The organism is Klebsiella sp. 10982, from assembly GCF_048589245.1.
GTDB classification, from domain to species: domain Bacteria; phylum Pseudomonadota; class Gammaproteobacteria; order Enterobacterales; family Enterobacteriaceae; genus Klebsiella; species Klebsiella quasivariicola.
This window is the reverse complement of record NZ_JBMAXV010000005.1, coordinates 88,948-107,062: the sequence shown is the minus strand read 5'-3', so window position 1 is coordinate 107,062 and position 18,115 is coordinate 88,948. Positions and strand designations below refer to the sequence as shown.

At 58.8% G+C, this 18,115-nt stretch carries 18 protein-coding genes; 12 read left to right on the top strand and 6 right to left on the bottom strand.

Going from position 1 to position 18,115, the window contains the following annotated elements:
* Nucleotides 1-153: 153 nt before the first annotated feature.
* Genes kdpF through kdpE form a run of 6 tightly spaced genes read left to right on the top strand, consistent with a single transcriptional unit; the run spans nt 154 to nt 7,939 of the window.
* A complete protein-coding gene (gene kdpF / locus ACKLKD_RS06170) occupies nt 154-243 on the top strand; it encodes a K(+)-transporting ATPase subunit F (RefSeq protein ID WP_020323459.1) in 90 nt (29 codons plus the stop codon).
* Nucleotides 243-1,922 carry a potassium-transporting ATPase subunit KdpA gene (kdpA, locus tag ACKLKD_RS06165; protein ID WP_080897276.1) on the top strand — a complete coding sequence of 560 codons (1,680 nt, stop codon included), beginning with the start codon at nt 243-245 and terminating at the stop codon, nt 1,920-1,922. The genes kdpF and kdpA overlap by 1 nt, the downstream gene beginning before the upstream one ends.
* A 20-nt stretch (nt 1,923-1,942) precedes the next feature.
* Entirely contained in the window at nt 1,943-3,991 is a 2,049-nt protein-coding gene (kdpB, locus tag ACKLKD_RS06160) for a potassium-transporting ATPase subunit KdpB (protein WP_004147607.1), read from the top strand.
* Nucleotides 3,992-4,001: 10 nt separating this feature from the next.
* Nucleotides 4,002-4,577: a potassium-transporting ATPase subunit KdpC gene (gene kdpC, locus ACKLKD_RS06155; RefSeq protein ID WP_025711826.1), complete on the top strand. Its 576-nt coding sequence runs from the start codon at nt 4,002-4,004 to the stop codon at nt 4,575-4,577.
* Nucleotides 4,578-7,265, top strand: a complete 2,688-nt coding sequence (gene kdpD / locus ACKLKD_RS06150) for a two-component system sensor histidine kinase KdpD (RefSeq protein ID WP_087806412.1) — start codon at nt 4,578-4,580, stop codon at nt 7,263-7,265. It abuts the gene before it with no gap.
* Nucleotides 7,262-7,939, top strand: a complete 678-nt coding sequence (gene kdpE, locus ACKLKD_RS06145; protein ID WP_025711828.1) for a two-component system response regulator KdpE — start codon at nt 7,262-7,264, stop codon at nt 7,937-7,939. The genes kdpD and kdpE overlap by 4 nt, the downstream gene beginning before the upstream one ends.
* Here the strand turns inward: kdpE and ACKLKD_RS06140 are convergent.
* From ACKLKD_RS06140 to seqA, 3 genes are read right to left on the bottom strand one after another with little or no spacing between them, the layout of a single operon-like run.
* Entirely contained in the window at nt 7,921-8,358 is a 438-nt protein-coding gene (locus ACKLKD_RS06140) for a hypothetical protein (protein ID WP_025711829.1), read from the bottom strand. The two genes, kdpE and ACKLKD_RS06140, sit on opposite strands and share 19 nt — an antisense overlap.
* A 54-nt stretch (nt 8,359-8,412) precedes the next feature.
* The gene (gene pgm / locus ACKLKD_RS06135) at nt 8,413-10,053 is read right to left on the bottom strand and encodes a phosphoglucomutase (alpha-D-glucose-1,6-bisphosphate-dependent) (RefSeq protein ID WP_002894773.1); all 1,641 of its coding nucleotides are present in this window, start codon (nt 10,051-10,053) and stop codon (nt 8,413-8,415) included.
* Nucleotides 10,054-10,085: 32 nt separating this feature from the next.
* On the bottom strand, nt 10,086-10,634 hold the full coding sequence (gene seqA / locus ACKLKD_RS06130; RefSeq protein WP_025711831.1) for a replication initiation negative regulator SeqA: 549 nt from the start codon (nt 10,632-10,634) through the stop codon (nt 10,086-10,088).
* A gap of 183 nt (nt 10,635-10,817) precedes the next feature.
* Between seqA and ybfF the strand changes: the two genes are divergently transcribed.
* The 5 genes from ybfF to ACKLKD_RS06105 all read left to right on the top strand — a co-directional run bounded on the left by ybfF (nt 10,818) and on the right by ACKLKD_RS06105 (nt 14,009).
* Entirely contained in the window at nt 10,818-11,591 is a 774-nt protein-coding gene (gene ybfF / locus ACKLKD_RS06125; RefSeq protein ID WP_025711833.1) for an esterase, read from the top strand.
* Nucleotides 11,592-11,724: 133 nt separating this feature from the next.
* The gene (ybfE, locus tag ACKLKD_RS06120; protein WP_002894767.1) at nt 11,725-12,018 is read left to right on the top strand and encodes a LexA regulated protein; all 294 of its coding nucleotides are present in this window, start codon (nt 11,725-11,727) and stop codon (nt 12,016-12,018) included.
* Nucleotides 12,019-12,169: 151 nt separating this feature from the next.
* Nucleotides 12,170-12,700: a flavodoxin FldA gene (fldA, locus tag ACKLKD_RS06115; RefSeq protein WP_002894765.1), complete on the top strand. Its 531-nt coding sequence runs from the start codon at nt 12,170-12,172 to the stop codon at nt 12,698-12,700.
* A 291-nt stretch (nt 12,701-12,991) separates the two neighbouring features.
* Entirely contained in the window at nt 12,992-13,444 is a 453-nt protein-coding gene (gene fur, locus ACKLKD_RS06110) for a ferric iron uptake transcriptional regulator (protein WP_002894761.1), read from the top strand.
* Between the two features lie 121 nt (nt 13,445-13,565).
* Nucleotides 13,566-14,009: a citrate transporter CitA domain protein gene (locus tag ACKLKD_RS06105; protein ID WP_165931828.1), complete on the top strand. Its 444-nt coding sequence runs from the start codon at nt 13,566-13,568 to the stop codon at nt 14,007-14,009.
* A 50-nt stretch (nt 14,010-14,059) separates the two neighbouring features.
* On the opposite strand, the gene chiQ is transcribed toward ACKLKD_RS06105, so the two are convergent.
* Both chiQ and chiP read right to left on the bottom strand, forming a co-directional pair.
* A complete protein-coding gene (chiQ, locus tag ACKLKD_RS06100; protein WP_025711839.1) occupies nt 14,060-14,392 on the bottom strand; it encodes a ChiQ/YbfN family lipoprotein in 333 nt (110 codons plus the stop codon).
* Nucleotides 14,393-14,439: 47 nt separating this feature from the next.
* On the bottom strand, nt 14,440-15,843 hold the full coding sequence (gene chiP, locus ACKLKD_RS06095; protein ID WP_087806416.1) for a chitoporin ChiP: 1,404 nt from the start codon (nt 15,841-15,843) through the stop codon (nt 14,440-14,442).
* A gap of 230 nt (nt 15,844-16,073) precedes the next feature.
* On the opposite strand from chiP, the gene ACKLKD_RS06090 reads away from it, so the two are divergent.
* Complete coding sequence (locus ACKLKD_RS06090; RefSeq protein ID WP_410476992.1) at nt 16,074-16,226, top strand: hypothetical protein; 153 nt, start codon at nt 16,074-16,076, stop codon at nt 16,224-16,226.
* 53 nt (nt 16,227-16,279) lie between these two features.
* On the opposite strand, the gene glnS is transcribed toward ACKLKD_RS06090, so the two are convergent.
* The gene (glnS, locus tag ACKLKD_RS06085) at nt 16,280-17,947 is read right to left on the bottom strand and encodes a glutamine--tRNA ligase (protein WP_087806418.1); all 1,668 of its coding nucleotides are present in this window, start codon (nt 17,945-17,947) and stop codon (nt 16,280-16,282) included.
* Nucleotides 17,948-18,115: the final 168 nt, after the last annotated feature.

Genomic DNA, 18,115 nt, shown 5'->3' with positions numbered 1-18,115 from the left:
TTACAAAAAAGTTAAATTAATACTAACCATCAGTTAATTTGTGCCTTTGTCATTTTTATACTTTTTTTACACCGCGCCCGCGGATTTTTGCGAAATCTTTGCGCCGTAATTTCTATTCTCCTGGTAAATCAAAAAGACACCCGGAGGTGGATTGTGACTGCAGGCGTACTCACTGGCGTTGGGCTGGTGTTCCTGTTACTGGCTTATCTGGTTTATGCCTTGATACATGCGGAGGCATTCTGATGGCTGCCCAGGGATTTTTATTATTAGCCAGCTATCTGCTGGTATTGCTGGTGCTGGCGCGCCCGCTGGGGGCGTGTCTGGCGAGGATGGTGAACGATATCCCGCTTCCCGGCCTGGCCGGCGTCGAGCGCGTCCTGTGGCGCGTGGCCGGGATCCGCGCCGAGGAGATGGGCTGGCTGCAGTATTTGCTGGCGATCCTGCTGTTTAACGCCCTCGGCGGCCTGGTCCTGTTCGCCCTGCTGATGCTGCAGGGCGTGCTGCCGTTTAACCCGCAGCACCTGCCGGGGCTGTCATGGGATCTGGCGCTCAATACCGCGGTCAGCTTTGTCAGCAATACCAACTGGCAGGCTTACGCCGGCGAAAGCACCATGAGCTATCTCAGCCAGATGGTCGGCCTGACGGTGCAGAATTTCCTCTCTGCCGCCACCGGGATCGCCGTGGTCTTCGCCCTGACCCGCGCCTTCGCCCGGCAGAAAATGTCCACCCTTGGCAATGCCTGGGTCGACCTGACGCGCATTACCCTGTGGCTCCTGCTGCCGCTCTCCCTGCTGGTGGCCCTGTTCTTTATTCAGCAGGGTGTGCCGCAGAATCTGCTGGCCTACCAGCCCTTTACCACCCTCGAAGGGGCGCACCAGCTGTTGCCGATGGGGCCTGTCGCCTCGCAGGAAGCGATTAAGCTGCTGGGCACCAACGGCGGCGGTTTCTTTAACGCCAACTCCGCTCACCCGTTTGAAAACCCAACCGCGCTGACCAATATCGTGCAGATGCTGGCGATCTTCCTTATCCCGGCGGCGCTGTGCTTCGCCTTCGGCGAGGTGGTGAGCGATCGCCGTCAGGGACGCGCCATCCTGTGGGCAATGACGCTGATCTTTATCCTTTGCGTCGCCGTGGTGATGTGGGCGGAAACTCGCGGCAACCCCCACCTGCTGACGCTGGGCGCTGACAGTAGCCTGAATATGGAAGGTAAAGAGAGTCGCTTCGGTATTCTCGCCAGCAGTCTGTTCGCGGTGATCACCACCGCCGCCTCCTGCGGCGCGGTCAACGCCATGCATGACTCCTTCACCGCGCTGGGCGGCATGGTGCCGATGTGGCTGATGCAGATTGGCGAAGTGGTGTTCGGCGGCGTCGGCTCGGGCCTGTACGGCATGCTGCTGTTCGTCATGCTGGCGGTATTTATCGCCGGGCTGATGGTCGGCCGCACCCCGGAGTACCTCGGGAAGAAAATCGATGTCCGGGAAATGAAAATGATCGCCCTCGCCATTCTGGTCACCCCGACGCTGGTGCTGCTCGGCACGGCGCTGGCGATGATGACCGACGCCGGTCGCGCCGGGATGTTCAACCCCGGGCCGCACGGCTTTAGCGAAGTGCTGTACGCCGTCACCTCGGCGGCCAATAACAACGGCAGCGCCTTCGCTGGCCTGGGTGCGGCGACGCCGTTCTGGAACCTGCTGCTGGCGTTCTGCATGCTGGTCGGCCGCTTCGCCGTCATCATTCCGGTGATGGCCATCGCCGGCTCGCTGGTGGCGAAGAAAATACAGCCGGCCAGCCCCGGTACCCTCGCCACTCACGACGCCCTGTTTATCGGTTTGCTGATCGGCACCGTACTGCTGGTGGGCGCCCTGACCTTTATTCCTGCGCTGGCGCTTGGCCCGCTGGCTGAATACTTTTCCTTACTTTGAGCGATGCGGAGCACCCTGTTATGAGTCGCAAACAATTAGCCCTGCTGGAGCCGACGCTGGTGCGCCAGGCGCTGCTGGATGCCGTGAAAAAACTCAGCCCGATGGTGCAATGGCGCAATCCGGTGATGTTTATCGTCTGGGTCGGCAGCCTGTTAACCACCCTGCTGGCCATCGCCATGGCGGGCGGTGCCCTGACCGGTAGCGCCACCTTTACCGCCGCCGTCAGTATCTGGCTGTGGTTTACCGTGCTGTTCGCTAACTTTGCCGAAGCGATGGCGGAAGGCCGCAGCAAAGCCCAGGCCAACAGCCTGAAAGGGGTGAAAAAAACGGCGTTCGCCCGCAAACTGCGCGCCCCGCAGCATGACGCACCGGTCGACCACGTGCCGGCGGAAGACCTGCGCAAAGGCGACGTGGTGCTGGTGGAAGCCGGGGATATTATCCCCTGCGATGGCGAAGTCATCGAAGGCGGCGCCTCGGTGGACGAAAGCGCCATTACCGGCGAGTCTGCCCCGGTGATCCGTGAATCCGGTGGCGATTTCGCCTCGGTGACCGGCGGGACACGCATTCTCTCCGACTGGCTGGTGATCCGCTGCAGCGTGAACCCGGGAGAAACCTTCCTCGACCGGATGATCGCCATGGTGGAAGGCGCCCAGCGCCGTAAAACGCCGAACGAGATCGCCCTGACGATCCTGCTGATCGCCCTGACGCTGGTGTTCCTGCTGGCCACCGCCACCATCTGGCCCTTCTCGGCGTGGAGCGGCAATGCGGTCAGCGTTACCGTACTGGTCGCCCTGCTGGTGTGCCTGATCCCGACCACCATCGGCGGGCTGCTGTCGGCCATCGGCGTCGCCGGGATGAGCCGTATGCTCGGCGCCAACGTGATCGCCACCAGCGGCCGTGCGGTGGAAGCCGCTGGCGACGTCGATGTTCTGCTGCTGGATAAAACCGGGACCATTACCCTCGGCAACCGCCAGGCCTCCGCCTTCCTGCCGGCGCGCGGCGTGGAAGAGCGAACCCTCGCCGACGCCGCCCAGCTCTCCTCGCTGGCGGATGAAACCCCTGAGGGGCGCAGCATCGTGGTGCTGGCGAAACAGCGCTTTAACCTGCGCGAACGCGATCTGCAGTCGCTGCACGCCACCTTTGTCCCCTTTACCGCGCAAACGAGGATGAGCGGCATCAATATCGATCAGCGCATGATCCGCAAAGGGTCGGTGGACGCCATTCGCCGCCACGTGGAGGCCAACGGCGGCCACTTCCCTGCCGATGTCGATAAACAGGTGGAAGAGGTCGCTCGCCAGGGGGCCACGCCGCTGGTGGTCGCCGAAGGCGAAAAGGTGCTGGGGATTATTGCGCTCAAAGATATCGTCAAAGGCGGCATCAAAGAACGTTTCGCCCAGCTGCGCAAAATGGGCATTAAAACGGTGATGATCACCGGCGATAACCGCCTGACCGCCGCGGCGATCGCCGCCGAGGCCGGCGTCGATGATTTCCTCGCCGAAGCGACGCCGGAAGCCAAGCTGGCCTTGATCCGCCAGTATCAGTCGGAAGGTCGGCTGGTGGCGATGACCGGCGACGGCACCAACGATGCGCCCGCGCTGGCTCAGGCCGACGTGGCGGTAGCCATGAACTCCGGCACCCAGGCGGCGAAGGAAGCGGGCAACATGGTCGACCTGGATTCCAACCCCACCAAGCTGATTGAGGTGGTCCATATCGGCAAACAGATGTTAATGACGCGCGGCTCGCTGACCACCTTCAGTATTGCCAACGACGTGGCGAAATATTTCGCCATTATTCCGGCGGCGTTTGCCGCGGTCTATCCTCAGCTGGCCATGCTGAACGTGATGGGCCTGCATTCGCCGTCATCGGCGATCCTCAGCGCCGTTATCTTCAACGCGCTGATCATCGTCTTCCTGATCCCGCTGGCCCTGAAAGGCGTGAGTTACCGTCCGCTCTCCGCCTCGGCGATGCTGCGCCGCAACCTGTGGATCTACGGCCTCGGCGGTCTGCTGGTGCCCTTTATCGGTATTAAAGCCATTGACCTGCTGCTGACCCTGAGCGGTCTGGTGTGAGGAAAAAACGATGTCATTGATTCGTCCAGCACTTGTGCTATTTGTTCTGTTAACGCTGCTCACCGGCGGCGTCTATCCTCTGCTTACCACCAGCCTGGGACAATGGTGGTTTAACCCGCAGGCTAACGGCTCGCTGATCCGCCTGAACGGTGAAGTGCGCGGCTCGGCGCTGATTGGTCAGAACTTTACTGCCGCAGGCTATTTCCAGGGCCGCCCGTCGGCCACCGCTGAGACGGCGGATAATCCCATGGCCTCGGGCGGCAGCAATCTCGCCGCCAGCAACCCGGCGCTGGATAACGCGGTGAGCGAGCGCGTGCAGGCTCTGCGCGCCGCCAACCCGGACGCCGACCCGCGGGTGCCGGTCGAGCTGGTCACCACCTCGGCAAGCGGTCTCGATAACAACCTGACTCCGGCCGCCGCGCTGTGGCAGGTCCCCCGGGTGGCCAAAGCGCGCCAGCTGAGCGTTGAGCAGGTAACCCAGCTGGTGAATCAGGCCACAGAAACGCCGCTGCTGAGCTTCCTTGGCCAGCCGGTGGTGAATATACTGCAACTCAATATGGCGCTGGATGCCCTGAAGGATAAGTAAATGAGTGACGAGCCGCTGCGCCCGGACCCTGACCGCCTGCTGCAGCACACCGCCGCCCCGCATCGCGGCAAACTGAAAGTGTTCTTCGGCGCCTGTGCCGGAGTGGGGAAAACCTGGGCGATGCTGGCGGAAGCGCAGCGGCTGCGCGCCCAGGGGCTGGATATTCTGATTGGCGTGGCGGAGACCCACGGCCGAAAAGAGACCGCCGCGATGCTGGAGGGCCTGAGCACCCTGCCGCCGCGGCGGCTCGCTCATCGCGGGCGGTACGTCTATGAGTTCGATCTCGACGCCGCCCTCGCCCGCCGTCCGGCGCTGATTCTGGTGGATGAGCTGGCGCACAGCAACGCGCCCGGCTCCCGCCACCCAAAGCGCTGGCAGGACGTGGATGAACTGCTGGAGGCCGGGATTGATGTCTTTACCACCGTTAACGTCCAGCATCTGGAAAGCCTGAATGACGTCGTCAGCGGGATCACCGGCGTGCAGGTGCGGGAGACCGTCCCCGACCCCTTCTTTGACGCCGCGGACGACGTGGTGCTGGTGGACCTCCCCCCGGACGATCTGCGCCAGCGGCTCAATGAGGGCAAAGTCTATATCGGCGGCCAGGCCGAGCGCGCTATCGAAAATTTTTTCCGCAAGGGCAATCTGATTGCGCTGCGCGAACTGGCCCTGCGCCGCACCGCCGATCGCGTCGATGAGCAGATGCGCGCCTGGCGCGACCGTCAGGGCCAGGAGAAAGTCTGGCACACCCGCGATGCGATCCTGCTCTGTATCGGGCACAACACCGGCAGCGAAAAGCTGGTGCGCGCCGCCGCCCGGCTCGCCGCCCGCCTGGGCAGCGTCTGGCATGCGGTGTACGTCGAGACCCCTTCCCTGCACCGGCTGCCGGAAGCCCGGCGACGGGCTATTCTCGCCGCGCTGCGTCTGGCCCAGGAGCTGGGCGCCGAAACCGCCACCCTCTCCGATCCGTCGGAAGAGAAAGCGGTCCTCCATTACGCCCGCGAGCATAACCTCGGCAAAATCGTCATCGGCCGCCAGCGCAAGCGCCGCTGGTGGGATCGCAGCGGTTTCGCCGACCGTCTGGCTCGCCATGCGCCGGACCTCGATCTGGTGGTGATCGCCCTCGATGAAAAACCGTCCCCTCTCCCTGCGCGGGCCAACGACAGCCGTACAGCGCTGGAGAAGTGGCGCCTGCAGCTGCAGGGCTGCGCGGTGGCGGTGGCGCTATGCGCCATCATTACCCTGGTAGCCATGCAGTGGTTGATGGCCTTCGAAGCCGCCAATCTGGTGATGCTCTATCTGCTGGGAGTGGTAATCATCGCCCTGGTCTATGGCCGCTGGCCGTCGGTGCTGGCGACGGTGATCAACGTTATCAGCTTCGATCTCTTTTTTGTCGCCCCGCGCGGGACGCTGGCGGTGTCGGATGTCCAGTATCTGCTCACCTTCGGCGTGATGCTCACCGTGGGTCTGCTTATCGGTAACCTCACCGCCGGCGTGCGCTACCAGGCGCGGGTGGCGCGCTACCGTGAACGCCGTACCCGCCACCTGTATGAGATGTCTAAAGCGCTGGCGGTGGGTCGCAGCCAGCAGGATATCGCCACCACCAGCGAGCGGTTTATCGCCTCTACCTTTCAGGCCCGCAGCCAGCTGCTGCTGCCGGACGCCCAGGGAAAACTGCTGCCCTTAACCCATCAGCCTGGGCTGACCCCATGGGATGACGCCATCGCCCGCTGGAGCTTTGATAAGGGCCAACCTGCCGGCGCCGGCACCGATACCCTGCCCGGGGTGCCGTACCAGATTTTACCGCTGAAGAGCGCCACCCGAACCTGGGGGCTATTGGTGGTGGAGCCAGAGAATCTGCGCCAGCTGATGATCCCGGAGCAGCAGCGGCTGCTGGAGACCTTCACCCTGCTGGTGGCCAGCGCGCTGGAGCGCCTCACCCTGACCGCCAGCGAAGAGCAGGCCCGGCTGACCAGCGAGCGCGAAAGCCTGCGTAACTCGCTGCTCGCCGCCCTGTCCCACGATCTGCGTACTCCGCTGACCGTGCTGTTTGGCCAGGCGGAAATCCTGACCCTCGACCTGGCCAGCGAGGGCTCGAAACATGCCCCGCAGGCCGCCGAAATTCGCCAGCATGTGCTCAACACCACCCGGCTGGTAAACAACCTGCTGGATATGGCGCGGATCCAGTCCGGCGGCTTTAATCTGCATAAAGAGTGGCTGACGCTGGAGGAAGTGATCGGCAGCGCGCTGCGCATGCTCGAACCGAGCCTCGGCGGCCAGCACATTCAGCTCGATCTCCCCGATCCCCTCCAGCTGGTGCATGTCGACGGGCCGCTGTTCGAGCGGGTGCTGATCAACCTGCTGGAAAATGCCCATAAGTATGCCGGGGGCCGGGCAGACATCGGTATCCGCGCCGAAGCGGACGCCAGGCAGCTGTCGCTGGAGGTCTGGGACAACGGTCCGGGGATCCCGGCGGGCCAGGAACAGGCTATCTTTGATAAATTCGCCCGCGGCAACAAAGAGTCGGCGATCCCCGGCGTCGGGCTGGGCCTTGCCATCTGTCAGGCCATCGTCGACGTCCACGGCGGGACCATTTCCGCCAGCAACCGGCCCGAGGGCGGTGCCTCTTTCCGTGTTACACTCCCGGGAGAAGCGCCCCCTGAACTGGAAGAGTTACCTGAGGAATTGTGATTAACGTTCTGATTATCGAAGATGAACACGCTATCCGTCGCTTTCTGCGCACCGCGCTGGAAGCCGACGGCATGCGCGTATTTGAAGCGGAAACCCTGCAGCGTGGTCTCATTGAAGCCGCCACCCGTAAGCCCGACCTCGCGATCCTCGATCTGGGCCTGCCGGATGGTGACGGCATCGATTTTATTCGCGACCTGCGTCAGTGGAGTCAGATACCGATTATCGTCCTGTCAGCGCGTAGCGAAGAGCATGACAAAATCGCCGCCCTGGATGCCGGCGCCGATGACTACTTAAGTAAACCCTTTGGCATCGGCGAGCTGCAGGCCCGCCTGCGCGTCGCGCTGCGTCGCCACGGCGCGGCGCAGGCCGATGAGCCGGTGGTGCGCTTCGCCGACCTGGAGGTCAATATCCCCGCCCGCCGCATTCTGCGCGGCAGCGAAGAGATCCACCTGACGCCTATCGAGTTTCGTCTGCTGGCGGCGCTGTTGAATAATCCCGGCAAAGTGCTTACCCAGCGCCAGCTGCTGAATCAGGTGTGGGGGCCTAACGCCGTGGAGCACAGCCACTATCTGCGGATCTATATGGGTCATCTGCGGCAAAAGCTGGAGGTCGATCCGGCACGGCCGCAGCATTTGCTGACCGAAACCGGCATTGGCTATCGCTTTATGCCCTGAGCCCCGCCTCTGCAGTACCAGAGGCTGGCGATTTTCAGCCCTTCAGAGAGCAGCAGAAAACCGGCCAGGATCGCTACATGCCTGACGCCGGCAGCCTGAATCAGCCACAGACCCAGCGACAGCGAAGGCTGCATAAACACCAGCCTGAGCGGCGCCTGCCCCCAGGCCAGCCACAGCGCATAGCGGCTCTGGCGGAAAAAAAGGATCATCGACAGCGGGATGCTGATAATCAGCAGAACATTCAGCGGATAGAGCCAGACCGCCGCGGAGCCCCAGGTGTGCAACAGCTGAAGATACGCCAGCATGTCGTCGTAGAAAGGGAGACGGCGGTGGGAAATATTCCACCATAAGAATTGCAGGACGAAAAAGAGATCCATCCACGCCCAGAACAAAAACAGGGACTTCCGTTGTATTTTCATCGCTATCCTTGCGAAAAAAATCAGGCCCGCAAGGGGCCTGAGAGTAGTGCGTAGTTACGCGTTCTTCAGCACTTCACTGACAATCTCTACCGCTTCTTTTTCAATCAGCTTGCGATGTTCTTCGCCGAGGAAGCTTTCGCAGTAGATCTTGTAGGCATCTTCGGTGCCTGACGGACGCGCCGCGAACCAGCCGTTGTCGGTCATCACCTTCAGACCGCCAATCGCCGCCCCGTTGCCCGGCGCCGCGGTCAGACGGGCAGTGATCGGATCGCCCGCCAGCGTATCGGCGCTGACCATTTCCGGAGAGAGCTTGGACAGCGCCGCTTTCTGCGCGGAGGTCGCGGAAGCCTGCAGACGGTTATAGCTCGGCGCACCGAAGCGTTCCGCCAGCTCGTTGTAATGCTCCTGCGGGTTTTTCCCGGTGACGGCGGTGATTTCCGCCGCCAGCAGGCACATGATGATGCCGTCTTTATCGGTCGACCACGGCGTGCCGTCGAAGCGCAGGAAGGAGGCCCCGGCGCTCTCTTCGCCGCCGAAGCCGAAGCTGCCGTCGAACAGGCCGTCAACGAACCACTTAAAGCCCACCGGCACTTCCACCAGCTTGCGGCCCAGATCGTTCACCACGCGGTCAATCATCGCGGAGGAGACCAGCGTTTTACCGACTGCCACCTCTTTGCCCCACTGCGGACGATGCTGGAACAGGTAGTTAATCGCCACCGCCAGGTAGTGGTTCGGGTTCATCAGCCCGGCCGGGGTGACAATCCCGTGACGGTCGTAATCCGGATCGTTAGCAAACGCCAGGTCGAACTTATCGCGCAGCGCCAGCAGGCCCGCCATCGCACACTCCGAGGAGCAGTCCATACGGATGGCGCCGTCTTTATCGAGGTGCATAAAGCGGAAGGTCTGATCCACCTGATCGTTGACAATGGTCAGATTGAGCTTGTAGTGCTCGCCAATGCGTTTCCAGTATTCGATACCGGACCCGCCCAGCGGATCGACGCCCAGCGTCAGGCCGGCTTTCTGGATCGCCGCCATGTCGACGATATCCGCCAGGCCTTCGATGAACGGCTGCACCAGATCCTGTTCTTTAACGTGGCCAGAAGCCAGCGCCGCGTCCAGAGAAATGCGTTTCACGCCCTGCAGGCCCGCGGCCAGCAGTTCGTTGGCGCGGTTTTCCACCACTTTGGTGACGTTGGTATCCGCCGGGCCGCCGTTTGGCGGGTTGTACTTGATACCACCATCTTCCGGCGGGTTATGTGACGGGGTGATCACAATGCCGTCCGCCAGCGGACCGCCTTTTTTGTTATGCACCAGAATCGCGTTGGAAACCGCCGGCGTCGGGGTGAAACCGTTGTTTTCCTGCACGATCACGTCAACACCGTTGGCGGTTAACACTTCCAGCACCGAGATAAACGCCGGCTCGGAAAGGGCGTGGGTATCTTTGCCGACATAGCACGGCCCGGTGATCCCGTTCTTCGCACGATCTTCCGCAATGGCCTGGGCGATGGCCAGGATATGCGGTTCGTTGAAGTTGTGGCGCGCCGCGCTACCGCGATGGCCAGAGGTACCGAATTTTACCGCATGCTCCGCATTACCGACTTCAGGCTTCAGCACATAGTACTGAGCAGTCAGTTGGGCGACGTTAATCAAATCACTCTGTTGCGCAGGCTGCCCCGCACGTTTATCGATTGCCATTGCCTGATCCTTCTGGTGCAAATGTTAAAAAACTAGATCGTGCCGCAAACCTTCTCAATCAGCTCCGTAGGGAACTGCATCGACTGCATGATGTGCTCGATCATGCTGCATTTACGGCCGGTATTGGTATTGGTGATAACCCACCACGGGGTACCAGGAACCTGTTTCGGTTTGGTCTGGTTGCCGCTTTTCAGCAGCGTACGCGCATCTTCCGCGAAGTAGACGCGCGTGCGGCCATGCAGAGACTCGGTGGCCTCAGCAAATGCCTGACTGTCCAGGGAGTAGAGGGTCGTCAACACCAGCATAAAACGATTCACCGCACGCTTCTGCTCGGCGTATTCATCAGATAACAGCAGCTCGCGCATGGCGCGGACTTTATCTTTCACCGGGTTAGCGGCTTTCACCTCAACGGCAGGCGCTGGCACCAGTGCCGGCGCGGCTTTGCTGACCGGTGTAGCCGGTTGGGAAACGGCGGAAAATTTCAGCATGCGCCGTAAAATGTCGGATGCGCTCTCGCCGATATGCAGAGTGTGGCTGGCAATATAGCGATAGAGTTCATCATCAACTTCAATTGTTTTCATCTTAATCCAGTGCGATATCTTTTCTGAATACAAATCGTTGGGATTATAAGTACAAATCCCAACGGCGGATAGCGTCAAACCAGGATGGCGGTAAAACTCAGAAAACTTCTGGGTCTTGCAGCCGGATGGCAGAATGTCCAACATAATACCCTAACCCGACGGAGCGAAAAAAAGAACTTTGCCATGAAATTAAATAGCCGAGCGCAATCTGCACAGAATTCGCACAACCACTCCCCGATCGTGCTGGTCCACGGTCTGTTTGGCAGCCTGGACAACCTGGGCATCCTCGCCCGCGACCTGATCGCCGACCACGATATTGTGCAGGTCGATATGCGTAACCACGGATTATCGCCGCGGTCGCCAGAGATGACCTACCCCGCCATGGCGCAGGATCTGCTCGATACGCTCGACGCGCACCAGATTGAGCGCGCCACCTTTATCGGCCATTCGATGGGCGGCAAAGCGGTGATGGCGCTCACCGCCCTGGCGCCGGAACGCATCAGCGGACTGGTGGCGATCGATATCGCGCCGGTGGATTATCACGTACGCCGCCATGATGAGATCTTCGCCGCTATCCGCGCCGTCAGCGAATCCGCCGCCAGCACCCGCCAGCAGGCGGCGCAGGTGATGCGCGAGCATCTGCAGGAGGAAGGGGTAATTCAGTTCCTGCTGAAATCCTTCGTCGACGGCGACTGGCGCTTCAACGTGCCGGTGCTGTGGGACCAGTATCCGCATATCGTCGGCTGGGAAACTATTCCGGCCTGGCCACACCCAACGCAGTTTATTCCCGGCGGCAACTCGCCCTATGTGACCGATGCCTACCGTGAAGCGCTGCTGGCCCAGTTCCCGCAGGCGCGGGCCCACGTCATCGCCGGCGCCGGACACTGGGTCCATGCCGAGAAACCCGAGGCGGTATTACGCGCGATCCGTCGTTACCTGACGAGCATCGCCGTCTGATTGGCTAAAATATGCCCGACCGCGCCGCAGAATGCCCGCGGTCGTTGGCGCAGCCGTTCGCCTGATGTATGATGGCGCGCTATCTGCGCCGGCTAGAGCCCGGCTGCTTGTTTCCCCGAAGTCACTCAGAATCATGGCAAAAGAACAAACGGACCGTACGACATTAGATTTGTTCGCAAACGAGCGTCGCCCGGGAAGACCGAAAACCAATCCGCTGTCGCGCGATGAACAACTGCGCATCAACAAACGTAATCAGCTGAAACGCGATAAAGTGCGCGGGCTGAAGCGCGTCGAGTTAAAACTCAACGCGGATGCGGTCGATGCGCTCAACGAGCTGGCGGAAGCGCGTAATATGAGCCGCAGCGATCTCATCGAAGAGATGCTGATGACGCAATTAACCGCCCTGCGCAGCCAGGGAAAAGTCTAACTTTCCGCGAAAAACCCGCATTCATGTAGCAGAGTGTGCAGTCGGGCGTGATTGCTGTTTCCGCGCCCTTGCCTGTTCTGCTATGATTGCCGTTATCTATGGGCATCGCGTCCCTACCACATCATTTAAGTTTCAAGAGGTTATTTTACTCATGGCAATCATCGGCATCTTTTTTGGCAGCGACACCGGCAACACCGAAAATATTGCAAAAATGATTCAAAAGCAGCTTGGTAAAGATGTTGCTGATGTTCACGACATTGCCAAAAGCAGCAAAGAAGACCTGGAAGCCCACGACATCCTGCTGCTCGGCATCCCGACCTGGTACTACGGGGAAGCGCAGTGTGACTGGGACGACTTCTTCCCGACGCTGGAAGAGATCGACTTTAATGGCAAACTGGTGGCGCTGTTCGGCTGCGGCGACCAGGAAGACTACGCAGAATACTTCTGCGACGCGCTGGGCACCATCCGCGACATCATTGAGCCACGCGGCGCGACCATCGTCGGTCACTGGCCGACGGCCGGGTATCATTTTGAGGCTTCCAAAGGCCTGGCGGATGACGACCACTTCGTCGGCCTCGCCATCGATGAAGACCGCCAGCCGGAGCTGACCAACGAGCGCGTGGAGAAGTGGGTGAAGCAGGTTGCCGAAGAGCTGCACCTCGAAGAAATCAAAAACGCCTGATGATTAAGCGGCGTAACTATTGAGTTGCGTCGCATTAATAGACAAAAGCAATCAAACTAATAGCTACAAGTTTTTAACTTTTAATCACATATCTGTACAATGTCCTCTGATTCTACGAGGCACGTGACGCAGTTTGTAGCTGGTGCCTCGTTTTTGACAGCAAACCAGGCCTGATGCTTGCAGTTTTCATTTACCAGTGGCAGTTCTATAATGAGACGCATTACGTCGGGTTAATTTCTGTATGACTTCCGTTGAAGGAAGTAGATCGTTTAGCAACAGGACAGATTCCGCATGACTGACAACAATACCGCATTAAAGAAGGCTGGCCTGAAAGTCACACTTCCTCGACTAAAAATCCTTGAAGTGCTGCAGGAACCGGATAACCATCATGTCAGTGCGGAAGACTTATATAAACGCCTGATCGACATGGGCGAAGAGATCGGTCTGGCGACCGTTTACCGCGTCCTCAACCAGTTTGATGACGCCGGCATCGTGACTCGTCATAATTTCGAAGGCGGAAAATCCGTTTTCGAACTGACCCAGCAGCATCACCACGATCACCTGATCTGCCTCGACTGCGGCAAAGTGATCGAATTCAGCGACGACTCGATCGAATTACGCCAGCGTGAAATTGCCTCCCGCCACGGCATCCGCCTGACCAACCACAGTTTATATCTGTATGGTCACTGTGCGGAAGGGGATTGCCGCGAGGACGAACACGCCCACGACGCGGTGGAAAAATAATTCCCCGTTTCGCTGAGACTGAAAAGCCAACCTGCCGGTTGGCTTTTTTATGGGCGCCTCTGGCACCCTTCCCGCACACGCCCCTGGGGTGACTTTCCTCATCCCCGCTTTGTCCGGAGAGTTGATATGGAACTTCGCCAGCAGGGCGATCTCTGATCGGATCGGTCGTCGTCCGGTGCTGATGGGCATTACCGTGCTGGCCCTGCTCACCACCTGGCCGGTGATGCACTGGCTCACCGCCGCGCCCGATTTTACGCGTATGACGCTGGTCCTGCTGTGGTTCTCGTTCTTTTTTGGCATGTATAACGGCGCGATGGTGGCGGCGCTCACCGAAGTGATGCCGGTGTATGTCCGCACGGTGGGCTTTTCGCTGGCCTTCAGCCTTGCCACCGCGATCTTCGGCGGACTGACGCCGGCTATCTCTACCGCCCTGGTCGAGCTCACCGGCGATAAAAGCGCGCCCGGCTGGTGGCTAATGTGCGCCGCGCTGTGCGGGTTTGTCGCCACCGTCCTGCTGTTCGTGCGTCTGAGCCGCAGCTACCAACCGGCAGAGAGCCAGCGCTAAAAAACAAACGGGCGGAGAGAGACTCCGCCCGTTTGCCGCTATCGTCTGGATTAATGGGTCGTATTATTGCTGCGGATCTCCTTCCAGATCTGGTCGCAACGCGCTTTCACCGCCTGATCGTTACCGGTGCGGGTGGCCTGAATACACTGCTGGTAATCCAGTACCCGGACGCTCTCCTGGTTAGCAAACTGCTGGTGCTGTTTATCCTCTTTCAGGACATTCAGTACGCTCTGACACGCTTCAATCTTGTCCGGATTCCCTTCCGCCGTATTAATACAGGCGCTATAGGCATTTCTGAGTTTAGAATCTTCTTCGGGTGCCGGCGAAGCGGTACAGCCCGCCAGACCCGATGCCATCATGGCAATGAACAGCATTTTTTTCATTGTCGTTCTCCCGGAGGTGCGGCAGGCTCACGCCCGCCGCGCAGGTATCAGAAAATAGTGAACGGGGCGATAACCATGAACTTCACATCGCGCTCATCCTGGAAGATGTTGCCGTAGCCACCGCTCCAGCTCGGGATATCGGAATGGTTGTCGTACTGGGTAAAGTGCAGTTTGAACAGCGTGCCCTTCGCCCGACCTTCCTGCACGGTATACAGCGCATCCAGGCTGTAGGCCGACTCTTTCAGGCGATAGTCAGGATCGTAGTACGCATCCGGAGAGGACATTCTGCCCGGCTTCGCATCCCAGGCGTAGACATAAGAGGCGCCAAACGCCCAGCCAGGCATGTCCCAGTTTTTCATGTCATACATCGCGCCGAAGAAGACCGCTTTTTCGCCGTTGGCGTTAAAGTCAGAGCGGTTATCCCACCAGATATCGAGACGACCGTTGGAGGAGGCGTAGGTCGGCGTCATACGCTGCAGGAAGTAGCCCTGCTGGCCATCGGCCTTCACCCAGGTCCCTTCCAGACGCAGATCCAGCACATCCGCCACTTTATAGCCAAAGGTTAATGCCTGCAGCCATGCGGTGCCGTCATAGATGTCGTTGACCCCGCCATTGCTGACCTTATCGCGGGTGCCGTAGAACTGATAGCTGGTGCTCAACGGTGCACCGGCGACGTCAAACTTGTAGCTGGCTTTAGCAAAGTACTGATCGATATAGCCCTGAGCCTGACCAAACGCCGCTTCCAGCACCAGGTCATTTTTGAAATCATATTTAGCGCCGATGGAGTGCAGATAATCGACTTTGGTTTTCTTGTCGTTCTGATAGAAATCGTCCATCTCGATATGCCATGGCGCTTTATATTCGTTCGTCCACATGTAGGAGAAACTTAACGCGCCCGCGGTGCCATAGTCGAAGTTGGCGCCGGCTTCCGCCCCCTGGTAGGTACCAGGCATAAAGCTCCAGTGCGGAGCCAGCAGAGTCCGGCCGGTTGGCTGGATATAACCTGCGCGTGCCCACGCGGGACCATATTTGAATTTCGCTGCCGCTTTATACAGGCTGATGCCGCTCTTATCGCCGGAATAATCTTCGTCATAGGCTTTGTTACGCGACGAGAAGGCGATTTCGTTCGGGTGGCCGCTGTCGCCGTTTTCCGCCATTTCAATCGCCGTAAACGCGGCAATATCCAGGCCAAACATATCGGCGGCATAGCCGGACTGGAAGTCCAGGTTGGCGTTCCAGGTGGAGTGAGAAAGGTTGGTTTTGTATTTGTCGCCGTCGGTCACATCTTTACGGTCACGCTCACGCTGCCAGTAATAGATACCGCCGGTTAAGGTTGAATCATCGATAAAGCCTGCTGCGCTGGCCTGCGGAACCACAACCCAGCCCGACATCGCGGTGACGGCGGCAATAGCCAGCGCCAGCGTACTACGTTTGCCACTAAACGTACGCATGTGCATATCCTCTTTGACGTTTTAAAAGGCGAAGACCAGGGGTCATTCGCTAAAAAAATAAATAAAACTGCAAAATGTGGGGCGGTGAAAAAGGCCGCGAAACCACTGTAGATAGACTATTTTTCGTGACGCGAATTATCAATGTTTTTCGTGAGGCAAAGCTTAAGATTATGACAAAGCGCACATAATTTATGTCGTTTTGTTACAGTCTTATCTCTGATGATTTTGTCATGGAAGTCATTGCAAAATCAGGGAAAAAAGAAAAGACTGAAAGCGATTACATTGGTTTTTTGTATATGACAGGAAACATCAGAAGATCTATTTATTGCCATCCTGAAACAGGATTAATTCGCATCGCGAAAATAAAAAGAGTAATTGGCTGATTCTGAAACAAAAAAAAGCGCCGCACAATGCGACGCTTTTCATGGCGGAGACGTTATTCCCCTGCTTTCGCCCAGGTATCACGCAGGCCGACGGTGCGGTTGAACACCAGACTGGTTGCGGTTGCATAGCGGCTGTCGAGGCAGAAGTATCCTTCACGCTCAAACTGGTAAGCTTTACCCGCTTCAGCCTGCGCCAGGCTCGGTTCGGCGTAACCTTGTTTGATCACCAGCGACTCCGGGTTGATCACCGCGAGGAAATCTTCCTCCGCCCCCGGGTTTGGTACGCTGAACAGACGATCGTAGAGACGGATCTCCACCGGCAGCGCATGCGCCGCACTCACCCAGTGGATCACGCCTTTGACCTTGCGGCCGTCGGCCGGGTCTTTGCTCAGGGTGTCGGCATCGTAGGTGCAGAAGATGGTGGTGATATTGCCTTCGGCATCTTTCTCTACGCGTTCCGCTTTGATCACGTAGGCATTGCGCAGACGCACTTCTTTACCCAGCACCAGACGCTTGTACTGCTTGTTAGCTTCTTCGCGGAAGTCCGCGCGGTCGATCCAGATTTCGGCGCTGAACGGCACTTCGCGGCTGCCCATCTCCGGCTTGTTCGGATGATTCGGCATCGCCACCATTTCGCTTTCGCCCTGCGGATAGTTCTCGATAACCAGTTTCACCGGATCGATCACCGCCATCGCGCGCGGGGCGTTTTCGTTCAGATCTTCGCGAATGCAGGATTCCAGCGACGCCATCTCGATGGTGTTGTCCTGTTTGGTCACGCCGATGCGCTTGCAGAACTCGCGGATGGATTCAGCGGTGTAGCCACGACGACGCAGACCGGAAATGGTCGGCATGCGCGGGTCATCCCAGCCCTCCACGTGCTTCTCGGTCACCAGCTGGTTCAGCTTACGCTTGGACATCACGGTGTATTCGAGATTCAGGCGCGAAAATTCATACTGACGCGGATGCACCGGGATGCTGATGTTGTCCAGCACCCAGTCGTACAGGCGGCGGTTGTCCTGGAACTCCAGGGTACACAGCGAGTGAGTAATGCCTTCCAGCGCATCGCTGATGCAGTGGGTGAAGTCGTACATCGGGTAGATGCACCATTTGTTGCCGGTCTGATGATGCTCAGCGAACTTAATGCGGTACAGCACCGGATCGCGCATCACCATAAACGGCGACGCCATATCGATTTTGGCACGCAGACAGGCCTTGCCCTCTTCGAAACCGCCGCTGCGCATTTTTTCAAACAGCGCCAGGTTCTCTTCTACGCTGCGATCGCGATACGGGCTGTTTTTACCCGGCGCTTTCAGGGTGCCGCGATATTCACGGATCTCATCAGGAGAGAGTTCATCAACGTAGGCCAGCCCTTTGTTGATAAGCTCAACCGCATACTGATGCAGCTGATCGAAATAATCAGACGAGTAGCAAACGTCCCCGGACCAGTGGAAACCTAACCACTGCACGTCGTTTTTAATCGACTCCACGTATTCGATATCTTCTTTCACCGGGTTGGTGTCATCGAAACGCAGGTTGCATTGGCCCTGGTAATCCTGGGCGATGCCGAAGTTCAGGCAGATGGATTTCGCATGGCCAATGTGCAGATAACCGTTCGGCTCCGGCGGGAAGCGGGTGTGAACGGTGGTATGCTTACCGGTAGCCAGATCTTCATCAATGATCTGACGGATAAAGTTAGTCGGGCGGGCTTCTGCCTCACTCATCACGGGTTCCTCAAAGCGTAAACAACGTATAACGGCACATGATCTTACAAGCAGGGCGTAGTGACAACTATTAGTTACGTAAAATAGGTATCAGAAGAGGATTATGGGGCCGATTGCTGGAAAAAAAAGCGGCGAAGGTTTCCCTTCGCCGCTGAGGCATAAACTCGA

Coding starts and splice junctions, on each gene's coding strand:
- fldA (WP_002894765.1), top strand. CDS start 12,170: ATGGCAATCATCGGCATCTTTTTTGGCAGCGACACCGGCAACACCGAA.
- kdpC (WP_025711826.1), top strand. CDS start 4,002: ATGTCATTGATTCGTCCAGCACTTGTGCTATTTGTTCTGTTAACGCTG.
- fur (WP_002894761.1), top strand. CDS start 12,992: ATGACTGACAACAATACCGCATTAAAGAAGGCTGGCCTGAAAGTCACA.
- kdpB (WP_004147607.1), top strand. CDS start 1,943: ATGAGTCGCAAACAATTAGCCCTGCTGGAGCCGACGCTGGTGCGCCAG.
- chiQ (WP_025711839.1), bottom strand. CDS start 14,392: ATGAAAAAAATGCTGTTCATTGCCATGATGGCATCGGGTCTGGCGGGC.
- chiP (WP_087806416.1), bottom strand. CDS start 15,843: ATGCGTACGTTTAGTGGCAAACGTAGTACGCTGGCGCTGGCTATTGCC.
- glnS (WP_087806418.1), bottom strand. CDS start 17,947: ATGAGTGAGGCAGAAGCCCGCCCGACTAACTTTATCCGTCAGATCATT.
- kdpA (WP_080897276.1), top strand. CDS start 243: ATGGCTGCCCAGGGATTTTTATTATTAGCCAGCTATCTGCTGGTATTG.
- ybfF (WP_025711833.1), top strand. CDS start 10,818: ATGAAATTAAATAGCCGAGCGCAATCTGCACAGAATTCGCACAACCAC.
- ACKLKD_RS06140 (WP_025711829.1), bottom strand. CDS start 8,358: ATGAAAATACAACGGAAGTCCCTGTTTTTGTTCTGGGCGTGGATGGAT.
- ybfE (WP_002894767.1), top strand. CDS start 11,725: ATGGCAAAAGAACAAACGGACCGTACGACATTAGATTTGTTCGCAAAC.
- seqA (WP_025711831.1), bottom strand. CDS start 10,634: ATGAAAACAATTGAAGTTGATGATGAACTCTATCGCTATATTGCCAGC.
- pgm (WP_002894773.1), bottom strand. CDS start 10,053: ATGGCAATCGATAAACGTGCGGGGCAGCCTGCGCAACAGAGTGATTTG.
- ACKLKD_RS06090 (WP_410476992.1), top strand. CDS start 16,074: ATGGAAGTCATTGCAAAATCAGGGAAAAAAGAAAAGACTGAAAGCGAT.
- kdpD (WP_087806412.1), top strand. CDS start 4,578: ATGAGTGACGAGCCGCTGCGCCCGGACCCTGACCGCCTGCTGCAGCAC.